At 44.0% G+C, this 18,293-nt stretch carries 15 protein-coding genes; 2 read left to right on the forward strand and 13 right to left on the reverse strand.

All coding sequences use genetic code 11. The features are described from left to right. Nucleotides 1–25: 25 nt before the first annotated feature. The 3 genes from G4D54_17205 to murI all read right to left on the reverse strand — a co-directional run bounded on the left by G4D54_17205 (nucleotide 26) and on the right by murI (nucleotide 2,598). Nucleotides 26–214: a hypothetical protein gene (locus tag G4D54_17205; GenBank protein ID QJA04053.1), complete on the reverse strand. Its 189-nt coding sequence runs from the start codon at nucleotides 212–214 to the stop codon at nucleotides 26–28. A gap of 149 nt (nucleotides 215–363) precedes the next feature. Beyond that, nucleotides 364–1,740 (reverse strand): aminopeptidase, encoded by a 1,377-nt coding sequence (locus G4D54_17210; protein ID QJA04054.1) that lies wholly within the window; start codon nucleotides 1,738–1,740, stop codon nucleotides 364–366. Between the two features lie 78 nt (nucleotides 1,741–1,818). Beyond that, the gene (gene murI / locus G4D54_17215; GenBank protein QJA04055.1) at nucleotides 1,819–2,598 is read right to left on the reverse strand and encodes a glutamate racemase; all 780 of its coding nucleotides are present in this window, start codon (nucleotides 2,596–2,598) and stop codon (nucleotides 1,819–1,821) included. A gap of 785 nt (nucleotides 2,599–3,383) precedes the next feature. On the opposite strand from murI, the gene G4D54_17220 reads away from it, so the two are divergent. Next, nucleotides 3,384–5,261: a transcription antiterminator gene (locus tag G4D54_17220; GenBank protein QJA04056.1), complete on the forward strand. Its 1,878-nt coding sequence runs from the start codon at nucleotides 3,384–3,386 to the stop codon at nucleotides 5,259–5,261. On the opposite strand, the gene G4D54_17225 is transcribed toward G4D54_17220, so the two are convergent. From G4D54_17225 to G4D54_17245, 5 genes are all read right to left on the reverse strand, one after another. Next, nucleotides 5,258–6,052 (reverse strand): NGG1p interacting factor NIF3, encoded by a 795-nt coding sequence (locus G4D54_17225; protein ID QJA04057.1) that lies wholly within the window; start codon nucleotides 6,050–6,052, stop codon nucleotides 5,258–5,260. The two genes, G4D54_17220 and G4D54_17225, sit on opposite strands and share 4 nt — an antisense overlap. Nucleotides 6,053–6,122: 70 nt before the next feature. Then, nucleotides 6,123–7,424 (reverse strand): PTS sugar transporter subunit IIC, encoded by a 1,302-nt coding sequence (locus G4D54_17230; protein QJA04058.1) that lies wholly within the window; start codon nucleotides 7,422–7,424, stop codon nucleotides 6,123–6,125. Nucleotides 7,425–7,447: 23 nt separating this feature from the next. After that, nucleotides 7,448–7,738 (reverse strand): PTS sugar transporter subunit IIB, encoded by a 291-nt coding sequence (locus tag G4D54_17235; protein QJA04059.1) that lies wholly within the window; start codon nucleotides 7,736–7,738, stop codon nucleotides 7,448–7,450. Between the two features lie 17 nt (nucleotides 7,739–7,755). After that, nucleotides 7,756–9,135: a glycoside hydrolase family 1 protein gene (locus G4D54_17240; GenBank protein QJA04060.1), complete on the reverse strand. Its 1,380-nt coding sequence runs from the start codon at nucleotides 9,133–9,135 to the stop codon at nucleotides 7,756–7,758. After that, nucleotides 9,125–9,451 (reverse strand): PTS lactose/cellobiose transporter subunit IIA, encoded by a 327-nt coding sequence (locus tag G4D54_17245; GenBank protein ID QJA04061.1) that lies wholly within the window; start codon nucleotides 9,449–9,451, stop codon nucleotides 9,125–9,127. The genes G4D54_17240 and G4D54_17245 overlap by 11 nt, the downstream gene beginning before the upstream one ends. Before the next feature lie 221 nt (nucleotides 9,452–9,672). Between G4D54_17245 and G4D54_17250 the strand changes: the two genes are divergently transcribed. Further along, a complete protein-coding gene (locus G4D54_17250) occupies nucleotides 9,673–11,541 on the forward strand; it encodes a 4Fe-4S binding protein (GenBank protein ID QJA04062.1) in 1,869 nt (622 codons plus the stop codon). 342 nt (nucleotides 11,542–11,883) lie between these two features. Here G4D54_17250 and G4D54_17255 read toward each other — a convergent pair whose 3' ends face one another. From G4D54_17255 to G4D54_17275, 5 genes are all read right to left on the reverse strand, one after another. Further along, nucleotides 11,884–13,158 (reverse strand): GGDEF domain-containing protein, encoded by a 1,275-nt coding sequence (locus G4D54_17255; protein ID QJA05229.1) that lies wholly within the window; start codon nucleotides 13,156–13,158, stop codon nucleotides 11,884–11,886. Between the two features lie 122 nt (nucleotides 13,159–13,280). Next, complete coding sequence (locus tag G4D54_17260) at nucleotides 13,281–13,535, reverse strand: PAS domain-containing protein (protein QJA05230.1); 255 nt, start codon at nucleotides 13,533–13,535, stop codon at nucleotides 13,281–13,283. Next, the gene (locus G4D54_17265; GenBank protein QJA04063.1) at nucleotides 13,522–16,296 is read right to left on the reverse strand and encodes a PAS domain-containing protein; all 2,775 of its coding nucleotides are present in this window, start codon (nucleotides 16,294–16,296) and stop codon (nucleotides 13,522–13,524) included. The genes G4D54_17260 and G4D54_17265 overlap by 14 nt, the downstream gene beginning before the upstream one ends. After that, nucleotides 16,293–17,474, reverse strand: a complete 1,182-nt coding sequence (locus G4D54_17270) for an EAL domain-containing protein (protein QJA04064.1) — start codon at nucleotides 17,472–17,474, stop codon at nucleotides 16,293–16,295. The genes G4D54_17265 and G4D54_17270 overlap by 4 nt, the downstream gene beginning before the upstream one ends. Further along, entirely contained in the window at nucleotides 17,464–17,985 is a 522-nt protein-coding gene (locus G4D54_17275) for a response regulator (protein ID QJA04065.1), read from the reverse strand. The genes G4D54_17270 and G4D54_17275 overlap by 11 nt, the downstream gene beginning before the upstream one ends. Nucleotides 17,986–18,293: the final 308 nt, after the last annotated feature.

Consider the following 18,293-nt stretch of genomic DNA (forward strand, 5'->3'; position numbering starts at 1 on the left):
TTTATACAATAATACATATAGAAAATCAGACGGCTGTCAAAGCAGCCGTTTTTCTTTGCGGCATAAGCTCTGTTGAAGGCACGCCACCATAGATAATCTTATAGCGAATATAAAGCAAAGCGTATCTATCAGATGTTACAAACCGGTTATTCATGACCATGTCCCCTGATGCATCGTTAATACACACTGCAGGAACCACATCAGCCGTATTCATAGTATGCTCTGATTGGAACCACCGTTCCTTCATCCCCCGACAGGTAATTGCCGTATTCTTATCCGCTATTATGGAGTAACAAAAAGCTGTACAGATGAAGTATACAAGTGTATATCATCCATACAGCATTGACGGTATATATAGAAAGCTTATGCGTGCTTCAGGAATGCCTTATAGCCCTTAGTCGCTTCCCAGATATCAATTTTGCTGGCAATCTCCCATGGCGCGTGCATATTGTGCAGTGCGATACCGCTGTCAATGACCTCCATGTTATACTGTGCCAGAATATAGGCGATTGTTCCTCCGCCGCCCTGGTCAACCTTACCAAGCTCTGCAGTCTGGAAGGTTACATTTTCAGAATCCATGATGTTTCTCAGCTCTGCCATATATTCGGCATTGGCATCGTTGCAGCCACCCTTACCGCGGGAGCCTGTATATTTATTGAATACCAGACCATGTCCCATGAATGCAGAGTTTTTCTCTTCGTTTACTGCTGCATAATTCGGATCAAACGCAGCGGAAACATCACTGCTCAGCATCTTGGAATTTTTCAGTGCACGACGCACATTCAGCTCGCTGTACTCACCAAGACGATCCATAACCTCTGCCACGGTGTTTTCAAAGAAGCGGGAATGCTGACCGGTAGCACCGATGCTTCCGACCTCTTCCTTATCAACCAGCAGTGTCACAGCCGTGCGTTTAACGGATTCTGTTTCCAGCTGTGCCATCATAGAGGTATAGGCGCAGATGCGATCATCATGTCCGTATCCGGCCACCATACTGCGATCCAGGCCGTAATCTCTTGCCTTTCCGGCAGGTACGACCTCGATTTCCGCAGATACAAAATCATCCTCTTCAAAATCATATTTTTCCTTCAGCAGCTTCAGAATGTTTGCCTTGACAGCATCCTTTTCCTCACCATCCAGCGGCATGCTTCCGATGGTTACATTCAGGTCTTCACCCTCGATGACGTTGCTTGCCTTTTTGCTCATCTGATCCGCTGACAGGTGTACCAGCAGATCGCTGATTCCTACGATTGGATCGCTGTCATCCTCACCGATATTCAGCTCGATAACCGTTCCGTCCTTCTTCACGACTACACCATGCAGCGCCAGCGGCAGGGTTACCCACTGATACTTTTTGATACCGCCGTAATAATGCGTATCCAGCATTGCGAATTCCTTATCCTCATACAAAGGATTCTGTTTGATATCCAGACGCGGGGAATCCACATGTGCTCCCAGAATATTGCATCCGGCAGCCATCGGCTCCTCACCGATCAGAAACAGTGCAATTCCCTTGCCCATATTGTTGGCATACACCTTATCACCGCTTTTCAGCGTTTCTTTGTTTTTGATGACATCCTCCAGATTGCGATATCCGTAGGTTTCTGCAATCCGGATACTTTCACTTACACATTCACGTTCAGTCTTGCAGTCGGAAATATATTTTTTATATCCTTCACAATATTCGAATACTTCCTTCAATCCTGCTTCATCATACTTTTTCCAAGCATTTTCTCTCATAGTCTACCTCCGTTGTTCACTATCTTCTATTATAATTCGTATTCATGATAAAGACAACTCCAATACTGCCGATTTATCTTATCTTTCCAGAAGCTCGCGGGAAAGCTTCAGAATAGCCTCCTTGTTCAGGGAATTGTATATGCGTACCTCACCTACGGCAGAGGAAGGCTTTCTGCAAATGCCTCGTTCCTGCAGCAGCTCCTGCACATGACGTGCAGTACCTGCATTGCCATCCACAAGTGCGATATGATCACCAATGAGATTTCGAAGCTGGCTGCGGTAGAACACAAAATGTGTACAGCCTAGGACAATGCTGTCCATGCGTTCCATATCGTAGGGCTTTAGGTATTCACGAAGCGCACTGTTTACCGCTGCTTCATCCTCCAGTCTGCCCGCCTCAACAAGCTCCACCAGCTTTGGACACGGCTGCCGGTAAATGGTATTATCTTCATCAAAGCGGGACATCAGCTGTTCAAACTTTTTTTCCTTCAGTGTAAACTGTGTTGCGAGTACAAGAACATGCTGCTGATGTCTGCCATTTACAGCGGGCTTTAATGCCGGTTCCATTCCGACAATCGGAAGATCGGGATACAGGGTGCGAAGCTCCTTCACACAGGCACTGGTTGCCGTATTGCAGGCAATGACAACGGCCTTGACACCCTGGCTGATAAAAAACGCACAGATGCTGCGACAACGCTTCGTTATTTCCTCTTTTGTTTTTACACCATAGGGAGCAAAGCTGGAATCACCGTAATAGAGGTAATCCTCCTGCGGCATAAGAGAACGCAGTTCCTTCAACACGCTGATTCCTCCCAGACCTGAGTCAAAGACACCAATCGCCTTGTCTATGCTGGACATATGTATCAACCTCCAAAATCATATACAATAAACATTATACCCTTTTTTTGGAAAGCTTGCATCTGTTTTGAAGAAAATCAGACACGTTTGCAAAGGAGTAATGATAGTCAGGTAGAACACGCTTCTTTCGGCATAGAGCCAGTCGGCAAACAGTTCATTGTATCAGCGGTTGTATGGAAAGTAAAAAGCAGCTGTATGCGATACAGTTAGAAAGACAGCCGCAAGGTGCTCTTACAAATAGAAACATTCCCGCACATAGAAACAGAACATATGAAAAAAGAAACCGGATAGTATTTTCAAAACCATACGATCTTGGTTCCTTTATCCATAGAAATATTATGAAAGGAAAAACCAGACAGAGCGGCTGACATTTCCTTTTTACAGGAGCTTCATCAATGGAAGACAGCACCTATTCAATCTGACGATTCCTATCCTTACGCATACGCTGTACAGTGATGGGAAGGCCTCAGACGAAATGCATGACAGCAAGCTTAAATTCATGATACTTTTCTTCATAAATAAGCAGTGCTGAATATCCTCCAGCATCAGGGCACGGCAAACACCAAGTCAATACGCTTTTATATTTTTCTTCATAATTGTTTAATCTGCAGTATATCCGCTTTCTATGATTATAGGTAGAGACATGAACTAGCTATCTTTTTCACGTGTTCGCATCTCTTTCAACGTGAACTACCGCCTTCTCCACCCTCTTATCCCAGATAAGCGGAATATAGCTTGTGTAAAGATATATGAATCGGTATAATGGACATATGAGGTGAGCATAAATGCTACAAATGACAAAACGACAGAAAAAACTGGTTGCATGTCTGCACAATCATCCCAGTGAATTCCGCAGAGCGGACGATTTAGCAAAGGATCTGCAGCTATCGCAGCGTACCATTCGCAATGAAATTCGGCAGATCAATGATCTGTTCGACGAACCGTTCATACTCTCCTGGAAGGGAAAAGGCTATCAATTAAATCCAAATAATCAGCTTCCAGACGACGTGATGGATGTAGAGTCTGATAGTGGCAGCCGAAAGTTTCATATTCTGAAGCAACTGCTTTCCTGCGATCAGGTGAATTACTATGAACTGGCAGATGCATACTACATCAGCGAATCAACGCTAGATAAAACCCTGCAGGAATTGAATCACATCATACATACACGATACGAAAACATTAGCATTCAGCGAATCAACAGTCAGGTACAGATAGACTGTGATGAGAAACAGAGAAGACTTGTATATTCCTGCTTCCTCGTTCACGAGATTCAGGAATATGATTTTGATATCCGCAATTACACAGGCTTCTTCAGCTCCTGCAATATTTTAGAATTAAAAAGCTACATCGTAAGCTTTAATCGAAAGCACCATCTGGGCATGCGGGATTTTGAGATTTTTTCATTTATTCTTCATATCGCTGTTATGATGGAACGCATTGCAAAGGGCTGGGACATCAATAACCCCAAAGAACAAGCAGAAGAAAAATCACAAAAGCTGGCTGAAGAATTTTACAAAGGCTTATATGAACAGCAGCATATCATCCTGTCCTCCTCGGAATTAAATTATCTAGCCTTGCTGTTTTCAGGGAAAATATCTCGGATTACATCAGAAAAAATTCAGGATTACGAACAGTTTATTGAGGATATTATAAGGGATATCAAGCAGATTTATGATATCGACCTGTCACAGAACGAATCCTTCCGTGACAGCCTGCTTGTTCACCTACTGGGTCTTGATGCACGTATAAAAACCAATTCCTTTTTAAGCAATCCTCTCATTCAGGATACAAAACAGCATTTTCCATTTTTATATGATATGAGTGTTTATGTAGCATCCCGTATACAGCAAAAATTTCATTGTGCGCTGATTGAGGATGAAATAGGTTATCTGACACTGCACCTCATGAATGCGGTAGAAAAAATCCAGCAGAAACTGACCAGAAACATCATATTGATCACCTCTTTGGGCAGAGCACAAAATCAATATTTGATATCGAGGCTGACAAATGCTACCAGTCATTTTCTTATTGAGGTCATTCGATGTGTATCCATCTTTGAAACATCTCAGATTGACGAGCTTACAGCAGATCTAATCGTTTCAACCATGCCTATGAAGCTGCATACAGATATCCCGATATACACCTGCAGTAATTTCTTGCATGATGCGGAAATCGAACAGATTCTCATGCTGCTATCAAAGGAAGAACATCCCTCCAAGCGGTTGCAGCAGCTTGGACAGTTTTTTGATGAACAGCTCTTTTTTACAGAAATGGATTTTACCAGTGATCGGGATGTAATCCGTTTTTTATGCGACCGACTCATGGAAGCAGGCTGCTGTGATGAAGAATTCTATGACAAAGTCATAGAAAGAGAACGGATCGCCCCCACAGCATATGGGAACCTGTTCGCGATACCTCATCCCATTGAGAAATGTGCATTTCGCAATGCTATTGCCGTATGTACACTTAAGCATCCTATTGTATGGCAGAGTAAGAAGGTTCGTATCATTTTTCTATTCTCCTTATGTCCCGGGCATAATCGTGATTTCGAGGATATCTTTGAACAGCTGGTAAGTCTTCTCAATGATGTCAGCAACGTCAAGCTGCTGCTGCGTCAGACCACATTATCCGGCTTTCTGGATACCTTCAGCTCACTTTAGCTATTTGTTGTATAATAGTGAATCGTGTAACCTTCATCCAGATAACAGATGGAACTGCTGTGTAAATGTCTCATCAGCCATGGCACCATAGCCTTGCATCCCGCTATCTCACAGCCTGCGTGATTTACAACAATCATTGGAATATGCTGATCGATTGCATACTGTGCAGCATCATAATTGTTGATGCCGTCGTCACTAACGATGACCGCATCCGGATAAAATTCCAGAAGCTCATAAAGATTCGTTGCGGCGCCACATCCGATGGCAATTCGATGAATCTTTTTTTGTGGATCCCCAAACATATAAACTCCCTGTTCACCATCCTGACGTAAGACTTTAGCGACATGATGTGCCAGTGCCTCCGCAGTCATTTCAGGTATGGATGCCGCCTGATAGTAAGAGGATACAATACGCTCTTCAAATTTGAATCCAAGCCTGAAAGCCCATTGATCTGCAACGCCGTATTCCTTAATACAGTCCCACACATCATGACAGCGGTAAACGCTGATTCCATGCTCCTGCAATATCCTTTTCTTTTCTTCTGCCGCTTTGATTGCAGCTGTATGCATCTGTGTAGAGCATTGATAAAACGGATTTTCATGCGTTATGATGAAATTGACCTTTTGTTTCACTGCTGCCAGTATCGCGCCTTTGCTCGCTACCCAGCATATTCCGATTCGTCCCACTTCCTGCTGATCATCTCCAAACAGAAGATGATCTCTTGTTTTCATATTGCGGTGCACCCAGGTGCCCTCCTGTTCCAGCAGTGCTGTAACTTCACATATCTTCATAGCAATAGTCTCCTCTTCATAAATTTCAGATATCGAAAAAACACATCAGAGATGTGCTTTTCACATAGTTTTATTCTTCTGTTTCTTCCATGGCTTCCAAACGAACACACTGTTTTTCATGTGCCTTGAAGAACGGATAATACATGGCAATGTCAAGAATAATCAGAGCAATAATCAGGAACAGTGCACGAATATCCATCGTTGACAGAAATGCTCCCGGAAGGGATGGCATCTGCCACGAAAGCATGGCAAATGTTCTTCCTATGATGTTATACTTCATCAAGGTAAAAGCTATGACTGCATTCACTGTTGATGTCATAAGAAACGGTATGAGATAAAACGGATTCAGCATAATCGGCACACCGAAGATAATCGGTTCACCAATACCGAAGAAGGATGGGAGTATGCCAATACGCCCCACTGTTTTCAGCTGCTTTGATTTTGAGCGAACAAGCAGAATCGCTAATGCTAATAGAGAACCGCAGCCTCCGATAATGACGAAATATACCCAGAATGGTGTTGTAAATACATGTGGCAGAGCTTCTCCGGCAGCTTTCGCCGCTGCATTGATTGACAGATTTCCATCACGAATCGGTCCCAATACACCAGCTAAGGCAGCATCATGGATACCGAAAAACCAGAAGAAGTGTACCAGCAGGGTCATAATCACTGTAAACAGGAGACTGTCCGCTGCCTGGAAAGAAGGAGCCATCGCCCCGTATATAAACCCCGGAAAGGTTGTGTTAAACGCATGGAATACAGCATACACTGCCACATAGCATGAAATGATGATAAAGCCCGGTACCAGTGATGCAAATGTTTCAGATAATGATGCCGGTACGCTTGGCGGTAAGGTTATCCTTCCCCAATTATGGGAACGCATGAAATGGTATGCTTCTACTGTGAAAATCGCAATGATGATCGCCGGCAAGAGACCGCGCCCATCCATATAGGAAATCTCCGCAATCTTTCCATCCCAGCCTAATTGCTGCGGTGTTAGTACGAGCATTAGAAACCCACATACAGAAAGCATGGTAGGCATCAATACATCGTGCTTGAAATGCTTCGTCAGAAAATAGGTAATACCAATACATACATAAACCGCCATTCCCCCCAGTGTTAATGCGTTGATCCATGACAGCAGCGTAGCATTATCCTGTGCAAAGGATGCCCATGCCAGAAGAAAGCCGTTTGTTGTCTCCTCTGTAACCGGTGCTGCACCGATGACGGCAGCCACCCCACCCATCAGTGTAATCGGCATTAAGGAAATGAATGCATCACGTATTGCTTTTAAATGCCTTTGTGAACTTAACTTATTAGCCAGCGGCAGAATATGTTTTTCTATCTTCTCGTTAAATGTAGCGAAACTCATAACTGTTCTCCTCCTTCTATACATCAGTCTTTCAGTATTTTTTTGATTTCTTTATATACACCCTTGCCATCCATCATCCCGTAATGCTGTGGTGCAATGGCTTTAACCGGAACTGCTACCTGTGCTTCTATTGTCGGAATCTGATGACGAATCTGCGGACCCACCAGAATCAAATCCACTCCATCCATATAATTGATGAACTCTGCCTCCCCATAGGCATGAACCTCCATCGTACCTTCACTCGCCTCCTGAATACGTTTCGCCAGCATTCCTGTTGACATTCCCGCATTGCATACCAGCATAATCTTTTTCATAGTCTTTCCTCCCTGTCTCAGCTCTTTTGCTGCTCAATCATATTTTTAAACCAGTAATAGCTCTTCTTCGGTTTGCGCTGCAACCCGTTTTCAAAATCTACGGCAACCAGGCCATACCGCTTTTCACAACCATTCTTCCAGGAATACAAATCAAAGGAGCTCCATGCGAAATATCCGCGTACATCAGCACCGGCCTCCATCGCCTCATGCATTGCCTGCAAATGATCCTTCATAAAGGATATACGATAATCATCCTCCACTTGTTTCACTGTAACATCCTCATACATTCCGATTCCGTTTTCTGTAATATAGACAGGTAGATTGTATTTCTTCTTCACCTCAAGCAGACCATCCTTTAGTCCCTTTGGATAAATTTCAGTATCCCATTCCGTATAGGTACTGGCAGGATCATGCATAACCTGTTCAAACCAGCCTTTGACAATCACTTTGCTGCTTCCCTTTCCCTGCTTTCCGCTATTGTTCACAATAAAGGTGGTTTCTCCTTCTGTATACGGCTTGACCAGCGTACGCGAGTAATAATTCAATCCCAGGAAATCAACGGTGTAATCTTTGATAATCTGCAGTTGTGCGGGCTTTATCATTGAAAGATCATACGTTTTAGACAGCTCACTAAGCAAATCAACCGGAATTTCTCCTTTGGCGGCAGTATCCAGAATCCAGTTGTTGCAATAATTATCTGCATAGCGCATGGCGATCCTTGTATTTACCGTGTCATCGACCCCGTTCACCGGTGTAAAGCTGTGCACAATACCAATCGTTCCGGGATATTTTCCCTGACGGAATGCACGAACACCAAGTGCACTGGCATACATAACATGATAAGCCGCATGAATCATCGCCTGTGGATCCTGTCTGCATGGCGGATAATTACCAATTAAATAACCGCTTGCTATAAACCATTTCGGCTCATTGAACGTAACCCAATGATTTACCTTCTCATGAAAATTGTCAAAGCATACTCTGGCATAGGTTTCAAAGGCCTCACAAACTTCTTCATTCTGCCAGCCTCCGCAATCCTCCCAATACTGTGGAAGATCCCAATGATACAGTGTTACAAACGGTTCAATTCCATATGTATGACAGGCATCCAGCAGCCGGTGATAAAAAGCAATTCCCTTTTCATTTATCTCACCTGCTTTATTTTTGATGATTCTAGGCCATGATAACGAAAACCGGTATGCATTCTGCCCGCCCTCTTTCATCATACGGATATCCTCTTCAAACCGATGATAGTGATCACTTGCAATATCTCCGTTTTCCAGCCCTTCTTCATGCAGGTAATGATCCCACATAGATTCTGCTTTATCATCCAGATTCCATGCCCCCTCACATTGGTAGGAGGCACTCGCACCACCCCATAAAAATTTATCGCTCATAGTTTTCCATCCTCTCATATAACTCAATCAGCTCTCCACTCATCTCCACAGCGATGGAGGAGGAAGCAATGTGATCTTCTGCGTGAATCAGTAGAAGATTCATATCCAGCTCACCTTCCTGATTAGCCATGATGCGCAGCAGCTTCGCATGGAGCTTTTGTGCCTCCACCATTTCTTCTTTCGCTATGCTCAGCTTTTTTTCACCTTCCTTAAATGCATTGCTTTTTACAAGCTGTAATGCTTCATAGGCAGTGCTGCGCGCATTCCCGCTGTGTAATATCAGCTGAAAAGAATATTGCTCGGTATCAATCATCATAATCTCACTCCTTCTTTAACTGCCTTTATCTTACACCTTTATTTCATTCATTAAAAATTTACATTTGCCGCTGTGCAGCGGTAAATTCACAACCTATTTCAATAGCTGATTACAGATTACACGAAAGACATAAAAATACAGTTGACTTCCTTTCCAGAAAAAGGTAAAATTAAATTACAATTAAGAATCATTCTTAATTTAGTTATAGAGGAGATAAGCATATGAGTAAACATTTATCCATGGATGTACGGGTTCCAATCGAGGAAGGAAACCCGGCCATTCGCAGAATCGAAAGTCTTTGTATCAAATGCGGACAGTGCCGGGACGTATGTCAGAAACAGATTTCCGTCGGTCATCATTACGATCTTTTAAAAACCGGTGACACTGCTATCTGTATTCATTGCGGACAATGCGCCAATGTCTGCCCTACCGGTGCCATCACAGAAATTCAGGACTGGATGCAGGTACAGTCTGTCATTCAGGACAGCAGTAAAACCGTAATCGCCATCACGTCACCAAGTGTCCGCGTTTCTCTGGGAGAGGAATTCGGTATGCAGCCGGGAAGCTATGTAGAGGAGCAGATGGTAGGCAGTCTTCGTGCACTTGGATTCGATTATGTGTTTGATACCACCTTTGCCGCAGATTTAACAATCATGGAGGAGGCAAGTGAGTTAATTGAGCGTATACAGACGAAACAGCCGCTGCCGCAGTTTACCAGCTGCTGCCCTGCCTGGGTGAAATTTGCAGAAACCTATTACCCGGAGCTGCTGCCCAACATATCCACCAGCAAGTCCCCGATTTCCATGTTTGCGCCAACCATCAAAACATGGTTTGCGGAGAAGGAAAGTCTGGATGCAGATGATATTTACGTTGTAGCCATCACGCCATGTACAGCGAAAAAGTTTGAAATCATGAGAGAGGAATTGAGTGATGCCGCAAATTATCTGGACCGCAAGCCAGCGCAGGACTGCGACCGTGTCGTCACTACAAGGGAACTGGCGAGCTGGATGCGAGCGTGCAATCTGGATTTGGAAAGCGTAGAAGAAAGCGATTATGATTCTTTAATGCCAAGAGGAAGCGGTGCGGGCATTATCTTTGGAAACACCGGCGGTGTTATGGAAGCGGCGATTCGCAGTGCATATTATTTTCTGACAAAAAAGCAGCCGCAGGAAGATCTTCTCCAGCTGCAGGCTGTGCGTGGTTTAGAGGGTGTTAAAACGGCTGAACTGACGATTCAGGAGCTGCCTTTGAAGGTGGCGGTTGTTCATGGAACCGATAATGCCAGAAAATTTCTGCATCATATAAAAGAGAGCGGTGAGCATTTTGATTTTGTCGAGGTTATGACTTGTCCGGGCGGCTGTATTTCAGGCGGCGGACAGACAAAGCATATCGGCGAGGATATGGATACTGTTCGGAAGGCAAGAATTCAGTCCCTGTATGATAAGGACAGCACCATTACACTGCGCAACTCCCATGATAATCCGCATATACAACAGGTATATGAAGAGTTCTATGGAAAGCCGCTCAGTGACCTTGCTGAGGCTCTGCTGCATACAAATTATGAAGCAAGAAATGATTTACAGGAGGATCCATCCCGCTATGAAGCCATGTTTCAGGAGGATGTTCCGACACAAAATCCGGTTGAGGAGCCAACTGTGAACATACGCTACCGCTGTACCATCTGCGGTTATATGTATGAGGGCGATATCACAAAGGAAAGCGATGATTACAAATGTCCGATCTGTACAGTTCCTAAGGATATGTTTGTTAAGGTGGAGGACACACCTGTACAGGAGCCTGTTATTGAACAGAAAAGCATACGCTACCGCTGTACCATCTGCGGTTATATTTACGAGGGCGATATCTCAAAGGAAAGCGATGATTACAAATGTCCGATCTGTACGGTTCCTAAGGATATGTTTGTTAAGGTGGAGGACACACCTGTACAGGAGCCTGTTATCGAACAGGCAAGCATACGCTACCGCTGTACCATCTGCGGTTATATCTACGAGGGCGATATCACAAAGGAAAGCGATGATTATAAATGTCCGATCTGTACGGTTCCTAAGGATATGTTTGAAAAGCTTTAAACAATACTGTAATACCGGTGCAACAAGCAGACTATGCCAGTATCGCATGAAAGAAAAGAATAAAGCAGTCATTTTCTTGTAGGGCATTCCCCTGCTTACAGATACTGTGTAAATAACGAAAAGAAGAAATAATTTCTAAAAAGTCAGAACTTATTTCTTCTTTCAATTTTTTACAGCTTCAGCTATTCTTCATTATCTGGAAAGGTCTATTGGTAGTCTTTGCACTTTTGCTGTGCAGGTGAAACAAGGCTTGCTTATAACCCTCATATCATACAGCGATTCGCTTCCTTGCCTATCCACAGGCAGCATGTAACAGAGTCATTTCGAGCTGGCTCTGTTTTTTTATACGAGATCAGAATAACGCTTTCTCTGTTTTTTATCCGCATACATCGCCTGATCTGCCTGACGTATCAAAGCGTTTAATGTAAGAGGTGCCTGCCCCCATGCGGAACCGACTGCTGCTGTCACAGCTATATTTCTTTGCTTTGCAAGGACCTCCATTTGTTTGTTGCAGGCTTCAATCAAGGCAGCAAGCTCAAGCTCATCTCCATCGCAGACAACAACAAGGAATTCATCACCGCCATAGCGGTAACCGTGAATCCGTTCACTCGTAATGGAACGAATACCATTTGCCACAAGCTTCAGCAGAGTATCCCCCATATCATGTCCCTGCGCATCATTTACCTGCTTGAGATGATTCACATCAAAGAATAGGATACCGCAGGCGGTCAGCTTCTGATATTCTTTGTTTTTCATACGGGCAAGCTTGGTCCGGTTGAACAGATTCGTAAGCTCATCATGCTCCGCAAGCTCTCGTTCCTCCAGTGCAAGCTGTTCGGTGAGATCGGTATAATAGCCGTTGAGATAAAGAACATCCTCCCCATCATCGGTTACACGGTAAAACACCTGCATCGGTATATACGTTCCATCACTTCGGAAATGACGCACCTTCAGCGTACGCGTATCCCGTTTGGCTATCATTTCTCTCAGCTCGTTCCCCAGCCGGCTTCGATCCTCAGGATGTACACCGGCATAGGCATTGCTGCCGTAAAAGGTCATGCATTCATCATGATCCATACCGCTCATACGGCAAAACTCCTGATTTATAAATTCCGGTACAATTCTTCCATCCGCGCAGATTTTCATCTGAATGAATCCTCCGGGCATATCGTTCATTAAATCATGCAGTACCATATTATCTCTTAAAATGCGTGCCTCATTATTTCTACGCAAAATAATCATTGCCATATAATCGCCTAATGCGGCCAGATGATCCACATGCGTTGCATTCCGCCCCGGATTATCAACTCCCATAAAGCCGCTTAAGCTATCGGCAATCCATAAAGGAACAAGCAAGAGACTGTGAACACTTGGATTCATTAAAATTTTCTTTTCCGCCGCATGATCAACATGCAGCAGATCAAAATTTTCTATACATACATTTTCCTTCCTTCTCAGAAGCTGTAATGAGTATTCCTGATGGGCATACGGTACACATTGCCAGCTGTCTTTTCTTGACGCAACACCTTCGGCATACAGCTCATACGTATTTTTGGCTATCTGTTTTTCATCATCCAGTTCAAAGATATATACCCTGTCCCCGTTAAAATACTCCATTGTTTTCTCCAGAGTTTTGTTAATCGCCTCATCCGGATCGCCGCTAATCAAAAGAAACGTGCTGCATCGTTTAAGAAACGTAGCTGCTCATTGCTTTCCGAAGCAAGCTTTTCCGCTCTGTGCTAATCCGCAAGCGCTGTGCTGAGTAGTCGTGTTTCCTCACTGATCTGTGTATAGGTAGCATAGATAACGGTATTTTGATCCTTGCGGGAAACAATTCGCCCCACAAGATGAAATGCGATATAACCTCCTCCGCCTTTTTTTACGCGAATATCACATTCCAGCTCATGATCCCCTTGAATCGCCTCTGTGATACTGCGCATCATACCATCACGGTCATCTTCATGGACAGCCTGTATATAATCATAAATCTGCAATTTCATCCTCATGTCTGTTTACAAGCTCTGCATAACGCTTATTGATATGTGGAGAATTGATAATCCCATCTGCCGTCACTTCAAATATGATTGCCCCGCAAGGCAGATTATCCAGCAGCTCCTTCCTGCGCTCCTCCAATTCCACCTGCATTGTCATATCTGCATAGTAAGCATTTATAAACTTGACTCCATCCGGCTCCGTTGCCGTTCTGTAGAAAGCCTGAAAATGCATATATCCGTTTTTTGTATGAAATAAACGGATACGTGCGGAAAAGATGGAATCCTCCGCAATTGCCTTTTCGACCTTGTGCTGCAGTTCTTCAATATCATCAGGGTGTACCCCGGCATAGGCATTTCCCGCATAAATTTCCATAACCTGTTTATGACTCATTCCCATCATCTGACAGAAGCCGTCGTTAACAAAGATCGGTACCGGTCTTTCCCCTGATAAAATCTTCATTCGGACGAAGCCTCCCGGTGTGTCGTTCATCAAGCGCTGCATGCGTTCATTGTCGTTTTCCATCTTCCTTACATGATCACGGCGAATCAGCATAGTTGCCATATAATCTCCGATTGCCACAAGCTGATCAGTATGCTTCATATTTTTCTGCGGGTCATCAACTCCCGTATATCCAATCAGCCTGCCTTCGCTTTTGATTGGCACCAGGAACACCTTACGAATGCCCTGTCGGGTCAGCACATCCTGTTCCTCCTTGCAGAATACCGGCATATCTGCCACATTTTCAATACAGATGTTTTTTCCCTGGCGAAACTCGCTTAGCACATAGCGCTGTGAGGTATAAGGAAGTGCCTGCAGGTTTTCCTTTTCTGATTGAACGCCCTTTGCGCATATTTCATAGGTGTTGGTAGTTATCTGCCGCTTATCATCCAGCTCAAAGATATAAGACCTGCTTCCGTCAAAATGTTCGAGAACCTTTTGTAACGCTTTATGAATGGCTTTATCCGGATCCTTATCAATCAGAAGATACCTTGATATATCATTCAGGAATCGCAGCTGCTCGTTCGCCTCCTCGGCCAGTGTCTCCGCCTTTTGCTGATCGGCAAGTGCCCTGCTGATGGACAGCTGCTCTTCTGAAATCGGAGTAAATGTAACATAAAGCAGCATGCTGTTATCGTCCTGCCTCTGCGTCCTTCCAATAACATGCATCGGAAGATATTCCCCATTTCCCTGCAGGATACGGAAGTCATATTCCAATCCCTCCTTGTCCTTTGAATTTTTTATAAACTGCAGTACCTGCTCCTGATCATCCGGACATATCGCCGATATTGCATCATCCATATGAATCTGGTCTTCATTGCGTGATACCAGCTTTAAAAACTGCTTGTTGACATGCCGCACACACAGGATACCATCCTTCATTTCATATACTGCTGCACCGCATGGCAGATTATCCAACAGCTCCCGGCGCCGTTCCTCTTGCTCGTTTTCTTCCGTTATATCCGCATAATAGCCATTCATATACTGTGCACCATGAATATCCGTTGTCGTCCGGTAATACACCTGAAACTGCATATATCCCTTTTCTTTATGGTAAAAGCGTACACGTGCAGAAAAGATAATATCCGCATCCATGGCTTTTATGAGCGTTTCACGCAATCCGGCGCGATCCTCGGGATGTACACCGGCATACGCATCATTTGCATATAACTCCATTACCTCATCATGGCTCATCCCCATCATTCGACAGAATCCGTCATTGACAAACACGGGAACTGCGCCTCCCTCAGGAAGCATTTTCATTCGTACAAATCCACCAGGTGTGTCATTCATCAGGCGCTGCATATTAACATTGTCATTTTCAATTTTTGTCAGCAGATCACGGCGATTGATCAATACAGCCACATAATCACCGAGTACCGCAAGATGCTCGATGTGATTCATCGCACGCCGCACCTGTTCTACACAAAGCACGCCAATCAACAAATTGTTTCTTACCAGAGCAACAGCAATCAGTGAGCTGACACCGCGGTTCAGCAGCTGCTGCCGTTCGAAAGAGACGTTGTCCTTCAGCTTGTGAACATCCTCAACTACGATATGGCCTTCACACTTCAGTACTTCAGCCCAGTGTGACATTTCCGTAAATCGAATCTGCTGCCCTGTAACATCAGAAGAGCTTGCACCATCAGCGCAAACCATATAGGAGATGGTTCCCGCTTCCTGTTTCCTGTCCAGTTCAAACACCAGAGCCCGCTCAGCGTCGAAGTATGTAAGCTGCCGCTTCAGCAGATTCTTCATCGCTTCTTCTGTATTGGATTTGCTCAGCACGCTTTTAGATATCTCATTGAGAAACTGCAGCTGTTCGGTCATCTCTGCAGCCTTGCTCTGTATCTGTTTCTGTTCTGTGATATTTTCCAGCAGCAGATAAATAACATCACAGGTACTGCTTTGCGCGATCACCCTGCCGGAATAGCGAAGATATTCTTCATGGCTGTGCGAATCCTGCATCAAAACCCTCATTTCTCCACGCATTTCCGAGCTCTTCTGCTTGCTGTTGTACACTTCGTTTTGGAACCGGTAGATTTCCGCATCTGACATAAGAGAAAAAAGATCGATCTTAAGCAGCTCATGCACGGAGTGCTTCGTGTTTAGCTCTTTCTGAAATTTTTCATTCGCACGAATGATCTCACAGTGCTTTTCTGTGAGCTCTACGACACAGGCACCGCCTACATAGCTGTTGAAAATCAGACTTTCTATGGATTCAGCATTCCAAAAGGCGTTTCCATCCAATGCATTGATCATTTCAAAGGTATTCTTTTTATGTATTCCGCTGTTCTGTTCCAGCAGGCATTCATAATCCTGTACGGCATCGGTTTCGCATACAGATATCCCTGAATAAATGGACAGCCGATCGAGCAGAGAAAATCAGCCTGCTCCTGTGTTTCTACGCCCTCGGCAATGACCTGCATACCAATCCATTTGGACATCCGAACGATGAATTCAATGATATTGCCATCCCTGCCGGTACTGTCTTCTCCGGAAAGAAAACGCATATCCAGCTTCAATACATCCGCAGTAACATCCTTTAATACATTCAGGGAAGAATATGCGCTGCCGAAATCATCTATTTCGATTGTGAAGCCATATGTCCGCAGTCTTTCCACAACATCTATGATGCGTACAACATCGAAGGAAAACGCAGATTCCGTAATTTCAAGCTGCAACAGGTGAGCCGGTATTTCATGCTTTTCCACAAGTCCTGTGAGCACTTCATACACATCACTTTGTAAGATATCCATACGGGATACATTTATTGAAATCGGCAGAGTGCACGTTCCCTCATCCAGCCATTTCCGAAGCATTTTGCATACTTCATTCCATACATACTTATCCAATTCATAAATAAAGCCGTTGCGTTCAAAAACAGGTATGAATACATTCGGGGGAATCATCACATGATGCTCACTGCTGTTCCAGCGTACAAGCGCTTCTGCACCAATCATCGCCCCTGTTTCATGATTGTATTTCGGCTGCAGCCAAACTTCAAACTGATGGCTGCTGAGTACAAAATCCATTCTGCTGATAATATGCTGCTCCTCCTGAATCTGTTTCTGCATCTTCCCGTTGTAATAGGCAAGAGAAACATTATAACGTCCTTTCACCGTTCTTCTAGCCAGTAGTGCCTTATTCATTATATCGCTGAATGAAAGCTGCTTATCCTTTATGATGTAACGGCCGATGCTTAATTGAAGTCTGATATGGATCCCGCGATCTCTGAAATCATCTTCCAGAGACATCATATTTTTCTGCAGGTGCTCCGGTGTACCGCTTGGAAGAAGCATGGCAAAATTATCAGCGGATACATGACATGCGATACCGTGATACATAGATGTAAATTCCATAACGATTCCAGCTATTTTCTTAAGTACATAATCCCCGGTTTTCTGTCCGTATTGTGCATTGACCGCCTTATTGTGCATTGACCGCCTTAAAATTATCAATATCAAAGCAGGAAATAAGATAGGTGGAGGAGGGATGATTCGCTATCAGCTCTGTCGCTGCACGCTGAAACAGCTCACTTGTGTATCCTGTAAGAGAATCAATCTGGCGGCTACTGTTCAACAGGGCGGCTTTCACACGCACAAGTGCGATCTGAGGGCGTACAGGCTTTGTTATCACATCGGCTGCTCCACAATCCAGCGCATAAACATAGCCCTCCTCATCCCTGCTGTCTATAACAGCAATCACAGGAATTTCCGGCATCATTCCATCATGCATGGAGGTTATCAGCTCTGCGGTATTCTCTACAGAGGAATCACACAGTACGGCACTGATCACGATTTGCTTCATCAGATGAAGTGCCTGCTTCATATCCTTTGCTTCGACAACATTATATACCGGCTGAAATATCTCACATAATTCAGAACAATCTCCACCCTGCTCTGTCGCAAGTATCAGGACAGCTTTTTTCATATCATTCGATGAACTCATTCGGATGACACTCCCTTCTCGTATTCAAACACTTTCCAAGGCTGATACAGCAATAACATTTTCTTTAGATTCCCTAAGCCTCATACCATATAAATTAAAATATCATATGAAATATTTTATGAAATTTGCATATCAGAATCCTTTCGATATCATGTTATAGATTACAGAATATACCGGCTTTCTTTTTTAAATATATAGGATAATTTTAAATTATCCCATCTAAATGCATTATATTTGCTGTTACCAAGAATATCAAGACATATTCGAATGAATTACAAAAAGCGGATGCTTCACAGCCAGTTCCATGC

Origin of the sequence: [Clostridium] innocuum (genome assembly GCA_012317185.1) — a bacterium.
In the GTDB taxonomy this organism is placed as follows: Bacteria; Bacillota_I; Bacilli_A; order Erysipelotrichales; family Erysipelotrichaceae; genus Clostridium_AQ; species Clostridium_AQ innocuum.

Excerpts from the sequence above, each read along its gene's own strand:
- G4D54_17245 (QJA04061.1), bottom strand. The coding sequence starts at position 9,451 with ATGATGATTGATACCGAGCAATATTCTTTTCAGCTGATATTACACAGC.
- G4D54_17255 (QJA05229.1), bottom strand. The coding sequence starts at position 13,158 with ATGGAGTATTTTAACGGGGACAGGGTATATATCTTTGAACTGGATGAT.
- G4D54_17275 (QJA04065.1), bottom strand. The coding sequence starts at position 17,985 with ATGAGTTCATCGAATGATATGAAAAAAGCTGTCCTGATACTTGCGACA.
- G4D54_17240 (QJA04060.1), bottom strand. The coding sequence starts at position 9,135 with ATGAGCGATAAATTTTTATGGGGTGGTGCGAGTGCCTCCTACCAATGT.
- G4D54_17270 (QJA04064.1), bottom strand. The coding sequence starts at position 17,474 with ATGCACAATAAGGCGGTCAATGCACAATACGGACAGAAAACCGGGGAT.
- G4D54_17220 (QJA04056.1), top strand. The coding sequence starts at position 3,384 with ATGCTACAAATGACAAAACGACAGAAAAAACTGGTTGCATGTCTGCAC.
- G4D54_17205 (QJA04053.1), bottom strand. The coding sequence starts at position 214 with ATGAATACGGCTGATGTGGTTCCTGCAGTGTGTATTAACGATGCATCA.
- G4D54_17265 (QJA04063.1), bottom strand. The coding sequence starts at position 16,296 with ATGATCAATGCATTGGATGGAAACGCCTTTTGGAATGCTGAATCCATA.
- murI (QJA04055.1), bottom strand. The coding sequence starts at position 2,598 with ATGTCCAGCATAGACAAGGCGATTGGTGTCTTTGACTCAGGTCTGGGA.
- G4D54_17235 (QJA04059.1), bottom strand. The coding sequence starts at position 7,738 with ATGAAAAAGATTATGCTGGTATGCAATGCGGGAATGTCAACAGGAATG.
- G4D54_17230 (QJA04058.1), bottom strand. The coding sequence starts at position 7,424 with ATGAGTTTCGCTACATTTAACGAGAAGATAGAAAAACATATTCTGCCG.
- G4D54_17250 (QJA04062.1), top strand. The coding sequence starts at position 9,673 with ATGAGTAAACATTTATCCATGGATGTACGGGTTCCAATCGAGGAAGGA.
- G4D54_17210 (QJA04054.1), bottom strand. The coding sequence starts at position 1,740 with ATGAGAGAAAATGCTTGGAAAAAGTATGATGAAGCAGGATTGAAGGAA.
- G4D54_17225 (QJA04057.1), bottom strand. The coding sequence starts at position 6,052 with ATGAAGATATGTGAAGTTACAGCACTGCTGGAACAGGAGGGCACCTGG.